General features: G+C 68.5%; 11 protein-coding genes and 1 riboswitch. Of the genes, 3 read left to right on the top strand and 8 right to left on the bottom strand.

The genetic code is table 11. From position 1 onward, the window contains the following. Nucleotides 1-13: 13 nt before the first annotated feature. The 3 genes from metE to L5G33_RS17760 all read right to left on the bottom strand — a co-directional run bounded on the left by metE (nucleotide 14) and on the right by L5G33_RS17760 (nucleotide 8,038). Nucleotides 14-2,326, bottom strand: coding sequence for a 5-methyltetrahydropteroyltriglutamate--homocysteine S-methyltransferase (gene metE / locus L5G33_RS17770; RefSeq protein WP_236999503.1), 2,313 nt, complete (start codon nucleotides 2,324-2,326; stop codon nucleotides 14-16). Between the two features lie 132 nt (nucleotides 2,327-2,458). Then, a riboswitch (cobalamin riboswitch) is annotated at nucleotides 2,459-2,674 on the bottom strand. A gap of 42 nt (nucleotides 2,675-2,716) precedes the next feature. Beyond that, nucleotides 2,717-4,270, bottom strand: a complete 1,554-nt coding sequence (putP, locus tag L5G33_RS17765) for a sodium/proline symporter PutP (RefSeq protein ID WP_236999502.1) — start codon at nucleotides 4,268-4,270, stop codon at nucleotides 2,717-2,719. A gap of 195 nt (nucleotides 4,271-4,465) precedes the next feature. Next, nucleotides 4,466-8,038 carry a proline dehydrogenase family protein gene (locus L5G33_RS17760; protein WP_236999501.1) on the bottom strand — a complete coding sequence of 1,191 codons (3,573 nt, stop codon included), beginning with the start codon at nucleotides 8,036-8,038 and terminating at the stop codon, nucleotides 4,466-4,468. A 104-nt stretch (nucleotides 8,039-8,142) separates the two neighbouring features. Here L5G33_RS17760 and L5G33_RS17755 point away from each other — a divergent pair, with 104 nt between their 5' ends. From L5G33_RS17755 to L5G33_RS17745, 3 genes are read left to right on the top strand one after another with little or no spacing between them, the layout of a single operon-like run. Then, complete coding sequence (locus L5G33_RS17755) at nucleotides 8,143-9,762, top strand: PucR family transcriptional regulator (RefSeq protein WP_236999500.1); 1,620 nt, start codon at nucleotides 8,143-8,145, stop codon at nucleotides 9,760-9,762. A gap of 60 nt (nucleotides 9,763-9,822) precedes the next feature. Beyond that, nucleotides 9,823-10,629, top strand: coding sequence for a sulfite exporter TauE/SafE family protein (locus tag L5G33_RS19470; protein WP_236999499.1), 807 nt, complete (start codon nucleotides 9,823-9,825; stop codon nucleotides 10,627-10,629). A gap of 25 nt (nucleotides 10,630-10,654) precedes the next feature. Continuing rightward, nucleotides 10,655-11,578, top strand: a complete 924-nt coding sequence (locus L5G33_RS17745; protein WP_236999498.1) for a mechanosensitive ion channel family protein — start codon at nucleotides 10,655-10,657, stop codon at nucleotides 11,576-11,578. A 68-nt stretch (nucleotides 11,579-11,646) separates the two neighbouring features. Here the strand turns inward: L5G33_RS17745 and L5G33_RS17740 are convergent, their stop codons facing one another. The 5 genes from L5G33_RS17740 to L5G33_RS17720 all read right to left on the bottom strand — a co-directional run bounded on the left by L5G33_RS17740 (nucleotide 11,647) and on the right by L5G33_RS17720 (nucleotide 21,554). Continuing rightward, the gene (locus L5G33_RS17740) at nucleotides 11,647-17,097 is read right to left on the bottom strand and encodes an ATP-binding protein (RefSeq protein ID WP_236999497.1); all 5,451 of its coding nucleotides are present in this window, start codon (nucleotides 17,095-17,097) and stop codon (nucleotides 11,647-11,649) included. Between the two features lie 207 nt (nucleotides 17,098-17,304). Next, the gene (locus tag L5G33_RS17735) at nucleotides 17,305-17,667 is read right to left on the bottom strand and encodes a hypothetical protein (RefSeq protein ID WP_236999496.1); all 363 of its coding nucleotides are present in this window, start codon (nucleotides 17,665-17,667) and stop codon (nucleotides 17,305-17,307) included. A gap of 21 nt (nucleotides 17,668-17,688) precedes the next feature. After that, nucleotides 17,689-19,476: an acetyl/propionyl/methylcrotonyl-CoA carboxylase subunit alpha gene (locus L5G33_RS17730; RefSeq protein ID WP_236999495.1), complete on the bottom strand. Its 1,788-nt coding sequence runs from the start codon at nucleotides 19,474-19,476 to the stop codon at nucleotides 17,689-17,691. Between the two features lie 245 nt (nucleotides 19,477-19,721). Continuing rightward, the gene (locus L5G33_RS17725; protein ID WP_236999494.1) at nucleotides 19,722-21,113 is read right to left on the bottom strand and encodes a condensation domain-containing protein; all 1,392 of its coding nucleotides are present in this window, start codon (nucleotides 21,111-21,113) and stop codon (nucleotides 19,722-19,724) included. A gap of 6 nt (nucleotides 21,114-21,119) precedes the next feature. Continuing rightward, nucleotides 21,120-21,554 carry a SufE family protein gene (locus L5G33_RS17720; RefSeq protein ID WP_236999493.1) on the bottom strand — a complete coding sequence of 145 codons (435 nt, stop codon included), beginning with the start codon at nucleotides 21,552-21,554 and terminating at the stop codon, nucleotides 21,120-21,122. Between the last annotated feature and the right edge of the window lie 3 nt (nucleotides 21,555-21,557).

Here is a 21,557-nt window from a genome sequence, read left to right as displayed (position 1 = left end):
AGGTCACTGGCCGTCAGCGCACGGCGTGCGCGGCGGCGACCATGTTGGTCAGCGCCTCGGCGACCTCATCGGTGGTCCGGGTTTTGAGACCGCAGTCGGGGTTGACCCACAGGCGGTCCGCCGGAACGGCGGAGAGCGCCTCACGCAGCGACGCGGTGACCTCGTCGGCGGCAGGAACGCGCGGTGAGTGGATGTCGTAGACGCCCGGCCCCACCTGGTTGGCGAATCCGATCCCGTTGAGGTCGGCGAGGACCTCCATGTGCGAGCGTGCTGCCTCGATCGACGTCACGTCGGCGTCGAGGTCGGCGATCGCCCCGATCACCTCGCCAAACTCCGAATAGCACAGATGCGTGTGGATCTGGGTGGCGTCGGCGACCCCGGACGTCGACAGACGGAAGGCAGTGACCGCCCACGCCAGATACGCCGCGCGGTCGGCCGCCCGCAGCGGTAGCAACTCACGCAGCGCGGGCTCGTCGACCTGAATGATCGCCGCCCCCGACTGCTCGAGGTCGATGGTCTCGTCGCGGATCGCGAACGCCACCTGGTTCGCGGTCTCGGCGAGCGGCTGATCGTCGCGCACGAACGACCACGCGAGGATCGTCACCGGACCGGTGAGCATGCCCTTAACCGGCTTGGCCGTCAACGATTGGGCGTACGCGGTCCAGTCGACCGTCATCGGGGTCGGGCGGACGACGTCACCGAACAGGATCGGCGGACGCACACAGCGCGAACCGTACGACTGGACCCAGCCATTCGAGGTCGCGAAGAAGCCGTCGAGCTGCTCGGCGAAGTACTGGACCATGTCGTTGCGCTCGGGCTCGCCGTGCACGAGGACGTCGAGCCCGATCGTCTCCTGCAGTGCGATGACGTCGGCGATCTCGGCCCGCATGCGCCGGGTGTACTCGGCGTCGTCGATGGCTCCGGTGCGCAGTGCCTGCCGGGCCTTCCGGATGTCGGTGGTCTGCGGGTACGAGCCGATGGTCGTGGTCGCCAGGGCAGGCAGGTTCAACGCCGCGTGCTGCACGGCGCGTCGCGCCGCAGAGTCCGGACGCGTCCAGTCGGCCGACGACAGCCCGGCCAGGCGGGTGCGGACCGAGTCGACGTGCAGTCTCGGGTCGTTCGTGCGGCTCGCCAGTGCGGTGGCTGCCGCATCGAACGCCTCGTCCTGGTCGGCGCGGCCGTTCGCGTACGCGCGGGCCAGTGCAACGACCTCGTCATGCTTCTCACTCGCGAAGGCCAGCCAGCCGCGGAGTGCGTCATCGAGACCGTCCTCGCCTGCCAGGGTGTACGGCACGTGCAGGGTGGAGCACGACGTCGAGACCGCCAGCGAGCCGACCGATCCGCGCAGCGACTCGAGCGTCGCGAGGGCGGCGTCCAGGTCGGTGCGCCACACATTGCGTCCGTCGACGACACCGGCGACGACGACCTTGTCGCCGAGTCCGGCAGACTTCACACTCTCGACTCCGCCCGCGACGACGTCGACGCCGACGCCTTCCACACCGGTGCGGGCCAGAGCCGCGAGCGACTCGCGCGCGTCGCCGAAATACGTCTGGACCAGAATCGACGGCCGCGTCGCCACCTCAGACAGCGTCGAGTAGACGCTCTCGGCGAGTGCCGGGAGGTTCTCGACGGCGTCGGTCACCAGGATGGGCTCGTCGATCTGTACCCACTGGGCGCCGGCCTCGGCGAGACGGCCGAGAAGGTCGGCGTACAGCGCGACGACCTCGTCCAGACGGGCCAGCGGCGCGTCCGCTCCGTCGACGGCCTTCGACAGCGCGAGGAATGTGATCGGGCCGATGACCACCGGGCGTCCGTGCACCCCGTCGGCTGCCGCCTCTGCGAGTTCGGCCAGAACTTTGGTCGCGTCGAGAACGAATGACGTGTCCGGGCCGATCTCCGGCACGATGTAGTGGTAGTTCGTGTCGAACCACTTGGTCATCTCCAGCGGTGCGACGCTGTCTGTGTCGCTGTGATCTGGGCCGCTGTGGCCGGCGCCGCCGCGTGCGGCGGCGAAGTAGCGGTCGAGCGGATCGCTGATCGCCTCGACGCGCGGTGGCAGCGCACCGAGCATCACCGCGGTGTCGAGTACCTGGTCGTAGTACGAGAACGTGTTGACCGGAACCGAGTCGATGCCGGAGTCGGTCAGGGCGCGCCTGCTCGTCGCCCGCAGATCGGCGGCGACGGCTTCGAGAGCGGCGCGGTCGGAACGACCGGCCCAATAGGCTTCGACGGCTCGTTTGAGTTCTCGATTCGCGCCGATACGGGCGGTGCCCGGGACAGTCGCAATGAACGGTGCGGTGGTCTGTGTCGTCGTGTCGACGGACATGGATGCTTCTTCTCCTGCAAACAGTGGTGACGACCGTCGCCCGACAGGAGATGCGCTCCATCGGGGTGCGAGCATGCTCGCACCCGACCGGAGCCATCGCCCGATCCACGAGGCGGACAGCCACCGAGCGCGGCGCGCCCGGTACGACAGGCAGGTCTTCGGGCTTGTCGGCGTGCGCTGTGCGCTCCTACTGGTCGTCGCTTCCCAGAACCGGTTCACGGATCCAGTGCATGTGACGGCGGTCGTTCCGACATACCGCTGCGGGTCAGCTCCGGATTCTCACCGGATTCCCTCTTTCGACGCCCGGAACGACGAATCGCCGGGCGAACCTGTTGCGAGGCTGATTCTATCGATGCGTCGGCGCTTTCCACATTCGCGAGATCGTGTGCGTTAAACCCTGGCGTCGACCGGTGTGGCCTCATCGCCGGGCTTGCCGACACCACCGGTCTTCGCCAACCGCTTCGCGGCGTCGAACTCGGCGTCGATCTCCGGGTTCGGCCGGTACGTGATCAGGCTGACGACGATGGCGGCGAGGAAGCTCGCGGCAACGCCCGGCACGATCTCGTACATGTCGTCGCTCAACGACGACTGGCCCCACGCGTAGGCGACCACTGCGCCCACCACAATGCCCACGAGTGCGCCCCACGAGGTGAGTCGGCGCCAGTACAGCGAGAGCACGATGGCCGGTCCGAACGCCGCGCCGAAGCCCGCCCACGCGAACGCGACGAGGTCGAGGATGCTGTTGGACGGCGAGATCGCGAGAACGGCGGCGATCACAGCGATCGCGAGGACGCCGAGACGGCCGAGGCGGACGTACGTGGTGTCGCTGAGTTCACGTCGACCGGTCTTCGCCGCGACCAGCTTGTACAGGTCTTCGATCAGCGCAGACGAGCAGACGATCAACTGCGACGAGATGGTCGACATGATCGCGGCGAGCACAGCGGCCAGGACGAGGCCCGCGATGAACGGGTGGAACAGGATCTGGGACAGCGCGAGGAAGACGGTCTCGGAGTCCTCGGGAGCCTCCGTGGTGTGTTCGGCGAAGTAGGCGATGCCGACCAGGGCTGTGCCGACGGCGCCGAGCGCGCAGGCGAACATCCAGGCGATGCCGATGCGCCGGGCGGTGCCCGCCTCGGCGGGCGAGCGCAGCGCCATGAAGCGCACGATGATGTGCGGTTGCCCGAAGTAGCCGAGACCCCATGCCGCCGACGAGATGATTGCGATGGCCGAACTGCCTGCGAAGAAGCTCAGATCGTCGGGATCGACCGCGCGGACCCCGTCGATCGTCGCGCCGACGCCGCCCAGGTTGATGACGCCGATGATCGGCACCGCCAGGAGCGCGATGACCACCAGTACGCCCTGCGCGACGTCGGTCAACGACGCGCCGAGGAACCCGCCGAACAGCGTGTAGAGCATCGTCACGCCGGCGACGATCAACATGCCGACCGTGTAGTCGATGCCGAACGCGCTGTCGAAGAACTTGCCGGACGCGACCATTCCACTGGAGACGTAGAAGGTGAAGAACACGAGGATGATGACGCCGCAGGTGATGCGCAGGATGCGCGACGAGTCGCGCAGGCGCGTCTCGAAGAAGCTCGGGATGGTGATCGCGTCACCGGCCACCTCGGTGTACGCGCGCAGCCGTGGCGCGGTGATCTTCCAGTTGGTCCACGCGCCGATCAGCAGACCGATCATGATCCACGCTTCGGAGAGCCCCGACAGGTACATCGCGCCGGGCAGACCCATCAGTAGCCATCCGGACATGTCGGAGGCACCCGCGCTCAGCGCGGCGATCCACGGTTTGAGCCCGCGATCGGCGAGCATGTACCCGTCGAGGTCGTTCTTGGTCTTGCGGTACGCGTAGTACCCGATGCCGAGCATCGCCGCGAAGTACAGGACGACGGCGAAGATCTGAAACGCTCTGCCGTCGGACGCTACTGACATCGGGGCTCCCTCTGGTGTTGGTCGAAGACGTGGATGCGATCACCTGTCTGCCATCCGACCACACGACTGGGCGTATGTGATCCACATCTCGTACCTCGGGAATTCTGCCGCCCCGCGCACGCGTCACTAATGTGGATCCGAACGAATCGGTTCGACGATATTCGTTCGCGTGCACGAAGCGTCAGGCGGGGAGCGTCATCGGGGCGTCGTCAGCTCGGTTGCGAGCAGGTGGAACGGCCGGTTCGGATTCCCGAACCGGTGCAACGTCATCGACACCGCCTGTTCGTTGAGCCAGTACCGTAGCTCGACCCGCCCCGACGAGGTGACTGCGTCGTCGAGCAGTGCGACGTCCGGCCGTGCCGCGGCTGCAGCCAGGACCGCGGCGGGCGCCGAACCGACGAGCCGGATCCGCGGCGCGCCGATAGTCCTGATCGAAGCGGCGAAGTCCGTGTCGGAGGCCGACGCCGCCGGTATGCCCTGCGATGTCGCGACACCCACGACCTGTGCGGTCGCCGACCCGACGTCCGGTGACACGCTGACCCGTACTCGTGCGCCCGACGTCGCCGCGGCCGCGAGTAGCCGGGCGGTCGGCGCGGGACCCGCGTCGGCGGACACGCGCAGGACGAGGTCCGCGGGTCGGTAGCGGAACACGTTCGCCTCCGCCGCCAGCCCGGACTCGTCACGGCCGGCGCCGAACTCTGCGGCCCAGGCGCGGTCGTCGTCGGCGAGCGCGTGCGCCAACCACTGCTTCTCGGCGTCGGTGAGGCAGGACGCAACCGACCGGGCCAGCGAGGCGACCGCCGGTGTACGCGGTGCCGAGACCGCTGCGTCCGTCGAGGCATCCGTCTCGCTTGCCGGGGCATCGGCCCAGGACCCCAACAGCATCAGATAGTTCGGCCCGCCCGCCTTGGAACCCAGCCCGACCGACGAGCGCTTCCAGCCGCCGAACGACTGGCGGCGCACGATGGCCCCGGTGATGCCGCGGTTGACGTAGACGTTGCCCGCATTGACCTCCGCGAGCCAGGTTCGGACCTCGGCAGTGTCGAGCGAGTGGAGTCCCGCGGTGAGCCCGAAGTCGGTGGCGTTCTGCAGCGCGAGTGCCTCGGTGAGGTCGTCTGCGCGCATCAACCCGAGGACCGGGCCGAAGCATTCGGTGAGATGGAAGAACGATCCCGGCGCCACGCCGTCCTTGATGCCGGGCGACCAGAGTCGGCCGGAGTCGTCGAGCATCCGCGGCTTCAACAGCCAGGATTCGCCCGGCTCCAATGTGGTGAGGGCGCGGCGCAGCTTCTCGCTCGGCGGCTCGGTCAACGGTCCGACGGTGGCGGCCAGGTCGGTCGGCCATCCGACGACCATCGACGAGGCAGCGTCGATCAATTGCCTGCGGAACCGCGTCGACGAGTAGGTACTGCCGACGAGAATGCCGAGCGACGCAGCCGAGCACTTCTGCCCGGCATGACCGAACGCACTGTGCACGAGATCGGCGATCGCCAAGTCGCGATCCGCCGACGGGGTGACGATCATGGCGTTCTTGCCGGATGTCTCCGCGTTGATCCGCAGGTCCGTCCGCCAGGACGCGAACAGTGCCGCCGTGTCCGACGCGCCCGTCAAGATGACGCGGTCGACGTCCGGGTGACTGATGAGAGCGCGGCCGGCGTCGCCCTCGTCCGGGAACACACCGAGACATGCCTCGCGCGGAACTCCGGCGTCCCACAGTGCTTCCAGCACCGCCATCGAGCACCGGGGGGTGGGTGCCGCCGGTTTGTGGATCACCGCTGCACCGACCGCGAGAGCGGCGAACGTCCCACCCGCGGGGATGGCGAGGGGGAAGTTCCACGGCGGCGTCACCACGATCACGCGGTCGGGGGTGAATCTTGCCCCGTCGATCCGGTCGAGTTCGAGCGCCCGGTGCGCGTAGTAGCGGGCGAAATCGATGGCCTCGGAGATCTCCGGATCTGATTGCGCGACCGACTTGCCTGCCTCCGCGGCGGCGATCGACACGAGGTGGCCCCGACGACGCGACAGCAGGTCGGCGGCGCGATACAGGATCGCCGCGCGCTCGGCGGCGGGCCGGGCAGACCAGGCGACCGCCGCAGTGCGGGCCCGTCCGACGAGGTCGTCGACGTCGGATGCGGCCAGCGTCGGCGGAACACTCTGCGCGTCGAGCCACCCCGGCGCCGCGCTGCGGGCGATCGCCGCTCGCGCCCACGCCTGGTTCGCGTACAGCGACGGATCGGTATCGGGCTCATTCGTGAACGAGGGGAGCGTGCCGGAGAACGGCAGCGACGGGCGTTCGGCTGCGGACTCCTCGGCCGCGCGGTCCTGGCGGTGATTGGGCAGCGGCGGCTGCTCGCCGCGCTCGTCGAGCAGGCGCTGCAACCCGTGGACGGCAGTGGTGAACCGGCCGGCCTCGCGTCGGTGGACGTCGCTGTCCGGCGCGAGATCGAAGATGCCGGACATGAAGTTCTCCGACGCGGCGTTCTCCTCGAGTCGGCGAACCAGATACGAGATCGCGACGTCGAACTCGGTGGGCTTGACGGTCGGCACGTACAGCAGCAGACGTCCGACGTCGAGGCTCACCACCTCGGCCTGCTCGGTGGCCATGCCCTGCAGCATCTCGAACTCCACGCGGTCGCTTACGCCCCGCGAATCGGCGAGCAGGTGGGCGAACGCGATGTCGAAGAGGTTGTGTCCGGCGACGCCGAGCCGAAGTCCTGCCGTCCGCTCACGCGTGCACACCCAGTGCAGGACGAGTTTGTAGTTGGCATCCGTCGCAGCCTTCGACTCGCATGTCGCCGTCGGCCAGCCCGCAACCTCCGCGTGGACGGTCTCCATCGCCAGGTTCGCGCCCTTGACCAAGCGGACCTTGATGCCCGCACCGCCCGTTGCTACCCGTTCCGCGCCGAACGCGGCCAGACGCTGCATCGCGCCGAGCGCATCGGGCAGATAGGCCTGCAGGACGATGCCCGCCTCGTAGTCATGCAGCTCAGGCCGCGACAGGAGGCGGGTGAACACGGCGATCGTCAGTTCCAGATCGCGGTACTCCTCCATGTCGAGGTTGATGAACTTGCTGCCGGCAGGTGCCGCTGCGGCCTCGGTGTACATCGGCGCCAGCCGCTCGACGACGTAGTCGACCGTCTCGTCGAACGCCCACATCGAGATCTGGGACGCGATCGACGAGACTTTGATCGACACGTAGTCGACGTCGTCGCGACGCAACAGCGCCCGCGCGTCGGCGAGATGGTTGTCGGCTTCGGCGTCGCCGAGAACGGCTTCGCCGAGGGGATTGACGTTGAGGCGGTGGTCGCCTGCGCGCAAGGTCGTGACCGCCTTCGCGAACGGCTTCTCGCGGGCGTCGACGATCATGTGGCCGACCATCGCGCGCATACGTGCGCGGGCGATGGGGATCACGACCTTCGGGATCCGCTGGGAGAGGGCTGCGCCGGCGCGCAGTTGCAGCAGGTCGAGTGCGCCGAGCGAATCAGGTGCGTCGGCGACGATCTCGGCGAGCGCAGCTCCCGCGGCTGCGGTGTCCTCGGTGCCGATGACGCGGTCGACGAAGCCGACGGTGAAGTCGAGGCCCTTCGGGTCGGACAGGACCGCGGCCAGGCGTCGTGCGGAGGCATCCGGGCGGTCGCCCCGAGAAGCGGCGTCGGTGAGCCACCGGGTGACCAGATGGTCGGCCCGGACTGCGAGGTCGGCGAGAGTCGCCGGCTCGGCGGCGTCCGTCGCGGACGTGTCGTGGTGGGAGTCGTGCGCAGTGGTCATGTCTGCCAGTACAGTCTGCGAGCCGCCGACCCGCCTCGTGCATTCTCACAACAACGACGTCTATTCGTTGTTCGAATCTCTGAAGGTGCTGTCAGGATGTGAGCATGCCGGAATTTCAGGGAGCCCCGTTGGGTGATGTGATCGATGCCCTCGACACCGCCGTCGACTGGGCGGTGACCGGGGCCGATGGCGTCGTGGTCGCCGATGTCGCGCTGCTCGACGCAGACGATGTGGCGGCGGGAGCCGATGCGTCGACCGATCTCATCGTCCTCGTGGGGGTCGACGGCGATCGGATGCGCGAGTGGCTGCTGCGCGAGCACCGGGGCCGTCTGCCGCGCGCGATCCTCACGAAGGCGTTCACGGGGCCGGCCGAGGCGCAGCCGATCGTCGACGAGTCGGGTGTCGCCGTCGTCGGCGTCCACGCGCGAGCGCGGTGGGACCGGATCCTGAGCCTGGTGCAGGCCGACCTGCACCGTGGGCGCGAGGCCGCCGGGCACCCCGGAGATCCGGACGTGCTCGCCGACGTCGATCTGATCGGGCTCGTCGGCCTGGTGGCGCGCGGGACGGGCGGGCTGGTGTCGATCGAGGACGCGACGAGTGCGCGGGTCCTGGCCTACTCGCCGTCCAACGGAGAGGCCGACGATCTGCGTGTGCAGACGATCCTCGGGCGGGAGGGCCCGCCGAGCTACCTCGCACTGCTGCGCAGGTGGGGTGTCTTCGACGCGATCCGTCGCGGGGGAGAAGTGGTCGACGTGCCCGCTGACGCCGAGCACGCGATGCGGCGGCGGCTCGTGATCGGCGTGCACAGCGCCACCGGTCGGCATCTCGGCTCGATCTGGGTCCAGGAAGGCGCGACCGCGTTGGTCGCGGACTCGGTCGACGTGCTGACCGGCGCCGCGTCGGTCGCGTCACGGATCCTGACCCGGTCGATGGCGGCGCCGTCGGCGGAAGCTCAACTGCTGCAGCGACTCTTCGGCGAGCACGGCGGGGTCGACGCATCGTCGGCCGGCGCATATCTCGGGTGGCCGGTGACCGAGCGCGCGGCGGTGATCGGTATCGCCGCGGAGGGCGGGTCGCTCACGCCCACCGACGCGATCGCCGCCGTCGGCGGAGCCGTTCGGCTGCACGCGAGCGCGTACGCGACGTCGGCGCTCACCACGTTGATCGCCGAGCGCGCGTACATCCTGGTGCCCGCCGCCGACGTCGCGCCGATCACCCGCTGGGTCGGTCAGCTGGTCGCCCGGTTCGACGGCGACCCGGTGTTGGGCGGCGGCCGCCTGCACGCGACCGTCGTATTCCCGGTCGACGGGCTGGCCGAGGTCGCCCGGGCTCGCCGCGAGGTCGATCGCGTGTTCGCCGCGACCCGCGTGGGCGGAGCCGATCGGGTGACGACGCTCGCCCAGGCGCGCACCGCGGTACTGCTCGGCGAGATCCTCGACGCGCTCGTCGACCGCGACCAACTCGTCGACCCCAGGGTGACCGCCATGGTCGCGTACGACACCCAACGCACTGCGCACCTGGAGGAGAGCGTTCGCGCCTACCTCGACGCCCACGGCAACGTCCGCGATGCGGCGAACCGGATCGGCGTCCACCCGAACACACTCCGCTACCGCGTCGACCGAGCCCGTCAGGTGTCCGGACTCAATCTGGACGACCCGGCCGAGCGTTTGTTGAGCGCCTTGCAGCTCGCGTTGCTGGACCGCCGTCGGCTCACCGCAGGTTGAGCGAGGCAACTACTCAGACAAGCTGAGAACTACTCCTCAGACAAGTGCTACTGTTTCGCCGTGAAGAATGCGGAATGGACAGGCGTCGAGGCGGGCATCGGATTCACCGGCGGAGCGATCGGAGGACTCCTCGGCGGTGGCAGTGGCGTGTTCTACGTACCGGCGCTCGAACGCACGACGACGCTGTCTCGGCACGCGCTGCACGGCACGGCGGGAGCAGCGAACATCGCGGTCACCGGCGTCGGTGCGGCGGTGTTCGCTGCAATCGGCGGATCGGTCGACCTGCGCGCAGGGGCGGGGATGGCGCTCGGTGCGACCGTCGGCGGACTGTTCGGCGCTCGACTGGTCGTCGCGGTCCCGCAGCGTCCGCTGCGTTGGCTGTTCGTCGCGATCCTCGTGGCTACTGGGGTCAAACTCATCCTCGATGCGACGGGTCTGGGATTGTCGTCGGGGTCGGCTCTCATCTCCGACGAGATGATCGCGAATCTCGCGTACACGATCCCGGTGTCGCTGGCGTTCGGTGCGGTGATCGGTGCGTGGGCCGCCGGTATGGGGTTGGGCGGCGGTCTCCTCGCCGTTCCCGTCCTGATGCTGTTCTTCGGCTCCGACCTACCGACGGCGGAAGGCACGTCGCTGCTGATGTTCTTCCCGAACGCGATCGTCGGGACTTACGGGCACATGCGGCAGGGCACAGTCGACCGCAGGCTGGCGACGATTCTGAATCTCGGGGCGCTTCCGGGGGCGGCGGTCGGCGTGCTGTGCGCGCTCGCCGTCGACGCCGCAGTGTTGTCGATCATCTTCGCAGCGTTCGCCATGGTCATCGCGGTGCGCGAGGTCCGGCGACTCATCGGGGACCTGCACACGTGACGGTGTCGTACGTACGGTCGACACCATGACTACTCAATCGCTCGCATTCGAATGGACGGACACCAACCGAACGTGGCTGATCGAGACGCCGATCAGGATCGTCTGCTTCATCGTCGCCGCGCTCGTGGTGCGATGGCTGTTGTTCCGTGTGATCGACCGCGTGACGAAGCCGCGCGCGTCGCGGGACGACGGTGGCAAACGCCTCGTCCGCGGCTTACGGGAGCGGACCGGGGCGCGCAGCAGCCCGAAGGCGAACGCACGCCGCGCGCAGCGCGCCAAGACGATCGGCTCGGTCCTCAAATCGACTGTGTCGGTCGTCATCCTCGTCTGGCTGGTCTTGTCGATCCTGTCCGAGCTGGACGTGAACATCGCTCCGTTCATCGCGTCGGCCGGCATTCTCGGACTCGCCATCGGTTTCGGCGCTCAGCACCTGGTGGCCGATGTCGTGTCCGGTGTGTTCATGATGATGGAGGACCAGTACGGGGTCGGCGACATCGCCGACTTCGGTGAGGTCATCGGCGAGATCGAATCCGTCGGCCTCCGCATCACGACTGTGCGCGACATGGACGGCACGCTCTGGTACATCCGCAACGGCGAGATCCAGCGGGTCGGCAACATGAGTCAGGACTTCGCCGTCGCCCGCCTGGAAGTCCCTGTCGCCGTCGACGCAGACCTCGAGCGGGCGCAGGACGTCGCGCTGAGTGCGGCGCTGCGTGCTGCGCGCGACGCCGAGATCGTCGAGGAGGTCCTCGGCGAACCCGAGATGCTCGGCGTCCAAGAGGTCACGTCGTCCCACGCGATGCTGCGCATGACGGTGACCACGAAGCCTGGTGCGCAGTGGGGTGTGCAGCGCCATCTGCGCAGCCGGGTACTCGGAGAGTTCGAACGAGAGTCGATCAGGCTGCCGATGCAGTCCTGGGGCGCCGCCTTGGCCGGGGCCGCCCGGTAGTCGGGCCGGAATCGCGTTGCACAACGGTCGCCAGGCAACCGTTGTGCAACGCGATTCGGCGGTGGTACCTACTTCGCGAAGGCGTCGATGATCCGGGGACGGAGTTCGGCTGCGGCGATCACCGCATCGACCGAGCCGACACGCACCGCGCGGTGGATGTCGTGGACGCCGTCGAACTCGGCGGCCATCTCGGAGATCTTCTCGGCCCGCACGGATGCGCGCAGCTCGTCGAGTTCGGCGCTCAACTCCGCACGCTCGGCGCCCGACGCGTCGGCCGCCTGCGCGACGAGCTCTTGGACCCGCGGGTCCTTCGCAGTCCGCACGCCGACCTCACCGGCGAACACGACCGCCGCGGCGGGGGCTCCGCCGAGGACGGACGCGAACGACCCGTCGATCGCCAGAACCGTCATGTTCGGGTTCAGCGCCTTCGAGAAGACGACGAACGCGCCGCCGTGGTAGCGGGAAATGACGCAGAAGACGATCGGACCGTCGAAGTTGATGATCGCGCGGCCGATCTCGGCGCCGTATTCCAGCTGCAGCTTGCGCAGTGACTCCGGGGAACCGTCGAAGCCGGACAGGTTCGCCAGGACGACCACCGGGCGGTTTCCGCTGGCGGCGTTGATCGCGCGGGCGGCCTTCTTCGACGACTGCGGGAACAGCGTTCCCGCACTGAAGGTGTCCGGGCCGTCGGTCGGCAGGAATCCGCGGCGGTTGATCGGCGTCGACTCGATGCCGATCAGGGTGACGGCGCGGCCACCCATGTGCGTGTCCTGCACGACGACGGTGTCGGCGTCGCCCATGCCAGCCCACCGCTCGAAAGCAGGCAGATCCTGGTCGGCGACGGCGCGCATCACCGAGCGGATGTCGAACGGCTTCTTCCGATCCGGGTTGGCAGTCGCCGAGAAGATCTCGCCGACTGTCGCGAACTCGCTGCCTTCGGACTCATGCGGGAAGTCGGAGATGTCCCGGTCGATCGGGTCAGACGACGCGGCCGCACGCGGGGAATCCTCGCCGGGAGCCACATAGGTGTGGTCGTAGTGGCTCATCACGATGTCGATCGCCGAGTTCAAGTCGGGCGCCCAGTACTGCGCTTCGCCGTTCGGTCCCATCACCCGGTCATAGCCGCCGATGCCGAAGTTGTCCTCGGCCGACACGCCGCCGGAGAAGTCCAGGGCCTGCTTGCCGGTCAACACCATCGAGGAGTCCGGGGTCATCACCAGGATGCCCTTCGTGTGCATCAGCATCGTCGCTTCGGCGTTCCAGTACGCCTGCCCGCCGACGTTGATGCCGCTGACGACGATGTTGATCTCGCCGCCGTCCTGAGTGAACTCGACGATGCGCTTGAGCGTCGCGGCCACCCAGTCGAGGTTCTCGGTGCCCGAGTCCATGCGTACCGCGGCGCCGGACGACAGCGCGTACCACTCGACGGGTAGCTTGCGCTCCTCGGCGAGATCGAGCGCAGCCGAATAGCGGCGGCACTCCGGTTCGGTCAAGGCTCCGAGGGCCTTCGTCGGATCGCCGAGCATGACCACCCGCTGCACGCCCTCTGGATGTTTGTCGGTCGGCGTGCTCACGACACCGACGACGACGGCCGCAGTGTTGCTGCCCTTCGGCCGATCGACGGGGACCAGGAGGTCGTCGACGAGGTCGTATTCGGTGAAGTCGCCGAGCCGATCGACCAGCTCGTACGGGTACACGGTGCCGCGGCTGGCGGCCTTCAACACCTTCTGGCGGTACTCGTCGAGCGGTTCCACCGGCTCGTCGTCCGGCACGCCGACCTCGACCGACGGCTTCCCCGTCGGATCGAACGTGATCCGCACGGCGACCTTCGACAGCACACCAGTCTTCTTGTCGCGCTGACGTCCGATGAGCAGGACCTCTTCCAGGCCTGCACCCTCGACCGACGTCGCGTCCACGGTGTGCTCGACGATGCGGCGCAGCGTGTTGTCGGACACGTCGATGGACGGCCAGATGTACATGACGATGCGGTTGGTGTTGAACCGCTTGTTCGACGGGCGTTGGGTCTGTGCGCCGCGGATCGCGTCCACACATGTCGCGAACGTGGTCTCCGCGGTCGGCAGGGTCAGCAGTTCACCGTCGTCGGCCACAGCGGTCAGGTCGCGGATCTGGGTGAACGCGATCAGCCGGTCGTCGGCCGGGTTGGTGGTCGCGACCGCGCGGAACAGGTACACCTCTTCGTCGTCCGACGACGACAGTCGCGTCAGCTCGAACTTGCGCAGCCGTTCCATCTGCATGCGACGCGCGATGTGCGGGTGCAGGCCACGGATCAGTCGATCCTCGGTGAGACCGGTCGCCGACTGGCGGAATGTGAAGTGATGGTGCATCGTGTCGTCGCCGCGGCCTGCGACGGTCGCGGTGATCCGGTGAACCGACTCGGGCAGGGCGCCGGCGCCGATGACGTCGTCGAGGGCGGCAGCGCGCTCGTCGAACGACGCCGGCTGCCCCTCCCACCGCAGGTAGATGTCGGCGTCGAGAGCCGGCGTCTTGCCCGCCAGCTCGACGAGCCCCTCCAGCGCAGCGGCCAGGTCGTCGAAGCTCGCAGCGACCGAGACCAGCGTCGAGCCGTCGCGCTCGGCGACGACGAAGGTGCATCCGCCCGAGCGGTGGGACGCGATCTTCGTGACCCCCTTGTTGCCGTAGTAGCGGCGCGTCAGGACTTCGAGCATCACGGCGTCGTCGAGGTCGTCATGCTCGAGTCGTTCGCTGAGGATCGACACGAGCGGCTCGGTGCTGCGAACCATGTCGGCGATGCGCTCGGCGCGGTCGGCCACCGTCGGGGTGGCGTCGAGGACTGCGAGGTGCTCGCGGACCCGGCTGTAGACGGCGTCGCGGGTGCGACGCAGACGCGGCTGGCCGTACCAGGCGTGCAGCACGCCGCGCGCCAGGTTGGCGACCGCGGGGAGCCGACCCTGGGTGGCGGCCACGAGGCGTTCGAGGGAACGACCGGTCGCTTCGCTGTCCTCATGATCGGGTGCGGGCTCGCTCAGCCAGCGGCGCAGGATCGCGGTCACTACCGGGACGGTGTCACCGGGTCGACCCAGTGCGAGGAAGATCCGGAACACGGCCTCTTCCAAGTCCGGGGTGCGTTCCAGATCGTCGATGCCGTAGTGCTGCAACGCGTACGACAGTTTCGTCTGAAACCGCTCGGGGACGCCGGCGACGTCCACGTCCAGGCTCTGGAGATAGGTGTGGAAGTGTTCGCGGGCGCTGTGCACGCGCGCATCGTTGCCGACCTCGTCGGACGGTCGTTGCTCCGAGAGCGCGGCAATGTCGCCGAACACGGTCACGAGCTCGGTCTCCGCCTCGTGCGGCGCGAACCCGCCCGCGATGGCGGCTTCGCGCGCAGCGAGATAGTCGGAGAGGACGCGGCCGGTGTCGGCGGGGTCGCCGTCGAAGCCGAGTAGCAGGCTGCGGAGATCCTCCAGGCCGCGGGCGAACAGTTCGTCGGTGCCGACGGGGCCGGGGTCCTCCGGCAGGTCGAGCGCCGCCGCGTCCGACGTGGTCTCCTCGGCTTCGGAGTCGTCTTCGATCGGTTCGAGGCGCAGCAGCGGTGCACCCGTCTCGACCTGGGCGCCGACCGTCACGCCGCACTCTTTGAGGCGAGCCTTGAACGGCGCGCGTAGGACGGTCTCCATCTTCATCGATTCGAGGACCAGGACGGGGTCGCCTGCCTCGACTTCGGCACCGACGTCGAGTGGGGTCGCGATGACTAGCGCGGGCGCGGGAGCACGGACGACGCCGCCCTCGTCGCGACTGATGCGGTGCGTGACGCCGTCGACGTCCACCAGGTGGATCGGGCCGTGCGTGTCGGTGAGCAGACGGTAGCGGACCCCGTTCACGGTGAGCTGGCCGGCGTGCGCATCGAACCGCTCGACGTCGACGTCCGTGGTGCGCGCGTCGTCGCCTGCCTCGACGACGACGCGGAAGCGGTGCGCGCCGACACGGGCGACGCGCACCCGATAGCCGATGCCGCGCAGTTTGAAGTCGAGCGGACGTCCACTTTCGTGGAGCACCTGCGGGCGCCCGCCCGACGCGGTCACAAGCAGGCGAGTCCGCTCGGTGGCCTCCTCCTCCTCGTAGGCGTCGATGGCGGCAGCGGCGAGGGCGACCGTCGAATGCTGATGGGAGACGAGGCGGCCCTCGTCGCGAACCCGGTCGATCCAGCCGGTGTCGGCCGAACCGTCGATGACCTCCGGCTGGTTGAGCAATTCGAGCACGAAACTCTTGTTCGTGGCGCCACCCTCGATGATGACGCCGGTGCGACTCATGGCGCGGCGCAGCCGCCCGAGTGCCTGCTCGCGGTCGCTGCCGTAGGCGATGATCTTCGCGATCATCGAGTCGAAGTCGGCGGGGATCGTGTCGCCTTCGCTAACACCGGTGTCGACGCGGATGCCGGGGCCGGTCGGCAGGTTGAGGCGAGCGATGCGGCCGGGTGACGGCGCGAAGTCGCGGTCGGGGTCTTCGGCGTTAAGGCGGGCTTCGACGGCGTGCCCGCGTTCGACGGGTTTGACGCCGTCCAACTTGTTGCCGGACGCCACATGCAGTTGCGCGCGCACCAGGTCGAAGCTGTTGGTCAACTCGGTGATCGGGTGCTCCACCTGCAGACGGGTGTTGACCTCGAGGAAGGCGAACAACTTCTCGCCCGGGTGGTACAGGAATTCGACGGTCGCGGCGCCGCGGTAGCCGACGGCGTTCGCCAACCGCTCGGCCGACGCCTTGACCTCGTCGGCCTGCTCGGCGGACAGGACGGGCGACGACGACTCTTCGATGACCTTCTGATTGCGTCGCTGCACCGAACAGTCGCGGACGCCGAGGGCCCACGCTGTGCCCTGGCCGTCGGCGATCACCTGGACCTCGACGTGGCGCGCACCGGTGACGAGTCGTTCCAGGAAGACGATGCCGCTGCCGAAAGCACGTTCGGCCTCTTCACGGGTGCGCTGGTAGGCGTCGACGAGTTCGCTGTCGTCGGACACCTTGCGGATGCCGCGTCCGCCGCCGCCCGCGGTCGCCTTCAACATGAGTGGATAGCCGATGTTGGCGGCGGCCTCCTTGGCCTCCTCGACGTCGCTGACCGGTCCGCGGCTCCACGGCGCGACCGGCACTCCGACTTCCTCGGCGATCAGCTTGGCGCCGATCTTGTCGCCGAGTTTGCGCATGGCGTCGGCCGACGGGCCGATGAACGTGATCCCGATGCGGTCGCAGAGTTCGGCGAACGCCGGATCCTCGGCGACGAAACCCCAGCCGACCCACGCCGCGTCGGCGCCGGATTCGACGAGCGCGCGCTCGAGGATCTCCATGTTGAGGTACGGGCGTGCTGCTGCCGGACCGAGGTCGTAGGCGATGTCGGCTTCCCGGACATAGGTGGAGGTGCGGTCCACATCGGTGTGCAGGGCGACGACCTCGACCGTTTCGCCGGTCTCGGCACTGAGGTCTCGAACGGCATTGATGAGGCGCATGCCGGCCTCGCCTCGGTTCACGATCGCGATGCGCTTGAACACGCAGAGCTCCTTGCTGTGGGGGAAGTTCGGGTGGGGCTGCGGGCACGTCGGGCGCTCGCTACGAGACGAACGGTGTGGTGCCGTGGACGATTGTCGCAAGTTCAGTGTGCCCGGGGCCACCTTTTGGGGTGTGACAAGAAACCCTTACTTGCTGGTAGCAGGCATTTGTCCGGGGTTGTGGGGCCGTTACGCGCGAGTAGCGACGGGCTACGGGGGAGTAGGGATGAGTGGGCCGGTCGTCAGACCGAGCGCGCCGGACGCGAAACGCGTCACCGGGCCGACGGCGTCGGCGAGGGCGTCGTCGTAACCGTCGCGTGCGACGCCGACCAGATCGGCCGTGGTCGCACCCGTCGCCCGCACTGCGATGAGCGCGACGGTTTCGCCGGTCGTCGGAACGCACACCGCCCAGACGAAGCGGGACTCGTCTGCCCACCCGTCGTTCGCGGCCCGGATGTATGCGGCGGGATCATCGACGTCGAAGAGCGCCAGGGCCGGGACGTCAGAGAGCCGGTCGTCGTCTCGCAGCGCGCGGAGGTACCACGCGCCCGCGAAGACTTCGACCGGCTCCATGAACTGCTGAGTCGAGTCCGGTTACTTGATCTCGAGGAGGACGGTGCCCTGGGTGACCGGAGCGCCCGCCTCGGTGGCGAGCCCGGTGACGGTGCCGTCCTTGTGGGCGGTGACCGGGTTCTCCATCTTCATCGCTTCCAGGACGACGACCAGGTCACCCGCGCTGACGGTGTCGCCTTCGGCGACGGCGACCTTGACGACGGTGCCCTGCATCGGTGCGGCCACCGCGTCGCCGGAGGCTGCCTTCGCGCCGCCCTTGGTGCGGGTGCGGGCCTTCGGCTTCTTGCGGATCGCGCCGTTCGTCGCGCCACCGCCGCCCAGGTTCAGGTCGCCGGGCAGGGAGACCTCGACGCGACGTCCACCGACCTCGACGACGACCTTCTGGCGCGGCTCGGCGTCGTCCTCGATGGGCTCGGCGCCGGCGTACGGCTCGATCGTGTTGTCCCAGTCGGTCTCGATCCACTTGGTGTAGACGTCGAACTTCTCGTCGTCGCCGATGAAGGCGGGGTTCGAGACGATGTGGCGGTGGAACGGGATGACCGTCGCCAGACCCTCCACTTGAAACTCGGCGAGGGCGCGACGCGAACGTTCCAGCGCCTGCTGGCGGTTCTCGCCGGTGACGATCAGCTTGGCGAGCATCGAGTCGAACTGACCGCCGATGACGTCGCCCGCGACGACGCCCGAGTCGACGCGCACGCCGGGGCCGCTCGGCTCCTTGTAGACGCTGATCGGGCCCGGAGCGGGGAGGAAGCCGCGGCCTGCGTCCTCACCGTTGATGCGGAACTCGAACGAATGACCACGCGGGGTCGGATCCTCGGAGATCGTGAGTTCCTTGCCTTCGGCGATGCGGAACTGCTGGCGCACGAGGTCGAGGCCGGAGGTCTCCTCGGTGACCGGGTGCTCCACCTGCAGGCGCGTGTTGACCTCGAGGAACGAGATGGTGTCGCCCTGGACCAGGTATTCGACGGTGCCCGCACCGTAGTAGCCGGCCTCGCGGCAGATGGCTTTGGCCGACGAGTGGATGCGCGAGCGCTGGTCGTCGGTCAGGAACGGCGCGGGCGCCTCTTCGACGAGCTTCTGGAACCGACGCTGCAGCGAGCAGTCACGGGTGCCTGCGACGACGACGTTGCCGTGCTGGTCGGCGATGACCTGGGCTTCCACGTGCCGTGCCTTGTCGAGGTACTGCTCGACGAAGCACTCGCCGCGACCGAACGCGGCGAGCGCCTCACGGGTGGCCGACTCGAACAGCTCGGGGATCTCTTCGACGGTCTGGGCGACCTTCATGCCGCGGCCGCCGCCGCCGAACGCCGCCTTGATCGCGACGGGGACGCCGTAGGTCTTGGCGAACTCGACGACCTCGTCGGCGCCTTTGACCGGATCCTTGGTGCCTGCCGCCATCGGAGCCTTGGCACGTTCGGCGATGTGGCGAGCGGTCACCTTGTCGCCGAGATCGCGGATGCTCTGCGGCGACGGGCCGATCCAGGTGAGTCCTGCGTCGAGGACGGCCTGCGCGAAGTCGGCGTTCTCGGAGAGGAAGCCGTAGCCGGGATGGACGGCGTCGGCGCCCGACTGGGCTGCCGCGTCGAGGAGCTTGTCGAACACGAGGTACGACTCGGCGGAAGTCTGGCCGCCGAGGGCGAAGGCTTCGTCGGCGAGCTTGACGAAGACGGCGTCGGCGTCGGGCTCTGCGTACACCGCGACGCTGGCGATGCCTGCGTCCTTCGCGGCGCGGATCACGCGAACCGCGATCTCGCCGCGGTTGGCGATAAGAACCTTCTTGATGGTCGTCTGTGCAATCGAACTTGACACTGGCTCTCCTGGGGCGGGCCCACGCGTGCGGGCATTCGTCGGGCTTGCATGACGTCCGGGCGTCGGGCGATCCGATGCGGACCGCTCGCCGACGGGCGTCGGGGCTTGCGCGTCGCTCGCGGGTATCCACGTGTGGCGCTCACCGAGACGCTCCGAGAACTCGGGGCGCCGCGATTTCCGAGACTCAGCGTATAGCACCGAGCGATTGCTCGGTTGAGGCCGTCCTCGGATTTCGGGAACTGGTTCTACTCCGCCTCCGCTGTACTCGCGAGTAGCTGGGCGAAGTCGTCCAAAAACGGCAGCACCGGGCCCGGCTGCTCTGCCGGATAGCGCGAATGCATGCGTAGACCGGTCGGCGTCCGGTTGAGCCAGACGTAGACTTCGTCGCCCGAATAGGAGTGACTTCGCAGCACACGCGCCCAGCCGGCGTCGGCGTTGGCGGCAGTGGGCGTGCCCCGCGTGTCCATGAACGAGACGACGAAGCGAGGGGCGGGCGGCGGGCCGAGCAGCTCGGCCACGCGCAGAAACGGCAACGACGCGCCGTGCCGACCGTCCCGCAGTCCTTGGGCGGCCCGCCGCGTGGCCGTGGTGAGATCCGGCGAGTCCGAGACGTCCACGGCGACCGGCGACAGGCCGACGAACCATCCCAACGCGTGCAGCCACGCCGGATCGTTGCGCGTGTGTCGAGGCATCACCACCGCGAAGTCCTCACTGGGGGCCACCCGGTGGTAGGCGAGTGCGAGCGTAGCCACCAGGCCGGCCAGCAGGTTCCCGCCTGCCGCGGCCGCGGTCGCCTCGAACGCGCGGGTCTGCGCGTCGTCGAGCAGTCGGAGGGTGCGCGAGGCCTGCGGTGGATGCTCGATGTCGAACGGTTCGTCGGGCGACGACTCGACCGGGGCCAGCGGCGCGAAGTGCGGGACGCTGCCGTGTCTCGCCAAGAACTCGCGCCACGTCTGGACTGCGGGATGTGTCGCGTCGGCGGAGTCGGCCCGGCTGCGCTCACCGTTACTGAACTCGATGTAGCTGCTCGTCGATTCGAGGGTGTGCGGGCGGCCCTCGCGCGCCGCGCGATACAACTCGGTCAGCTCGTACTGTGCGGTGACCAGCGAATAGCCGTCGACGAGCGAGTGGTCCGCAGCGAACAGCAACGTGAACGAGTCGGCGCGCGCGACCGTCGCGAACCGGTACGCGGGCCAGTGCAGGGGAGCGGTCGCCCGGTCGAACGATCCCGCGACCTGCTCCAACAGCAACGGTGTCTCGGTGTACCAGCCGATCCGGCTCATCGTCAGGTGAGCGCTGCCCGGCGCAGTGCTATAGCGCTCGGTGTGGTCGTGTTTGAGGACGACATGGGTGCGCAGCACCTCGTGACGGTCGATCCACGCCAGCATCGCCGCGCGCACCGCGGGCACCGACATCGGTTCATCGAAGTCGATGGACAGGCCCAGCCACGATTCGCGTCCGCCTTCGCGCTGCGTCCGCGCCCGGTACTCGAACGCGGCACGAAGATGCTGTTCGTGGTTGTGCGAGGTGAGCCGGTCGTCGCGGCTCCAGCTACCGAGACCGCCTTCGACCGTCGGTATCCACTCGACGAGTCCGCCGGGCTGTACCGGCGCGTCGAGTATCTGCAGAAAATCCATTCGACGCTACGAACTCACTCCGCCCGACTGTTCGGCGACCTGGCGCTTGATCCGTGCGAGCATGCCGGCCATACCGCGGAGCCGCAGTGGACTGATGACGGCGGCCAGGCCCAGATCGTGGAAGAAATCGGCGGGGACCTCCGCGATCTCCTGCGCGGACGCGCCGTTCAACCCTTGATGCAGGATCGACGCGAAACCGCGTGTCGTCGGCGCCTCGGGAGGTGCGCTGAAATACAACGTGACGGCCGAGCGGTCAGCGGCATCCACGGACAGGAAGATGGGCGACTGGCACTCGGGTACCGGTTCCATCGCCTCTTCGTGCATGGATTCGGGCAGATCGGGGAGTTCGCTCGCGAACTCCAACAGCAAGGTCACCTTGTCGGAGTCGGCGAGTGCCGAGAAGTCGTCGACGATCTCGGCCAGGGCTGAGGGCAGAGACACGAT

The organism is Gordonia liuliyuniae, from assembly GCF_021738805.1.
Lineage (GTDB): Bacteria > Actinomycetota > Actinomycetes > Mycobacteriales > Mycobacteriaceae > Gordonia > Gordonia liuliyuniae.
This window is presented reverse-complemented; position numbering and strand designations above follow the sequence as displayed.

What these genes read in the sequence shown, in the direction of transcription:
- metE (WP_236999503.1), bottom strand. Translation starts at nt 2,326, where the DNA reads ATGTCCGTCGACACGACGACACAGACCACCGCACCGTTCATTGCGACT.
- putP (WP_236999502.1), bottom strand. Translation starts at nt 4,270, where the DNA reads ATGTCAGTAGCGTCCGACGGCAGAGCGTTTCAGATCTTCGCCGTCGTC.
- L5G33_RS17760 (WP_236999501.1), bottom strand. Translation starts at nt 8,038, where the DNA reads ATGACCACTGCGCACGACTCCCACCACGACACGTCCGCGACGGACGCC.
- L5G33_RS17755 (WP_236999500.1), top strand. Translation starts at nt 8,143, where the DNA reads ATGCCGGAATTTCAGGGAGCCCCGTTGGGTGATGTGATCGATGCCCTC.
- L5G33_RS17745 (WP_236999498.1), top strand. Translation starts at nt 10,655, where the DNA reads ATGACTACTCAATCGCTCGCATTCGAATGGACGGACACCAACCGAACG.
- L5G33_RS17735 (WP_236999496.1), bottom strand. Translation starts at nt 17,667, where the DNA reads ATGGAGCCGGTCGAAGTCTTCGCGGGCGCGTGGTACCTCCGCGCGCTG.
- L5G33_RS17725 (WP_236999494.1), bottom strand. Translation starts at nt 21,113, where the DNA reads ATGGATTTTCTGCAGATACTCGACGCGCCGGTACAGCCCGGCGGACTC.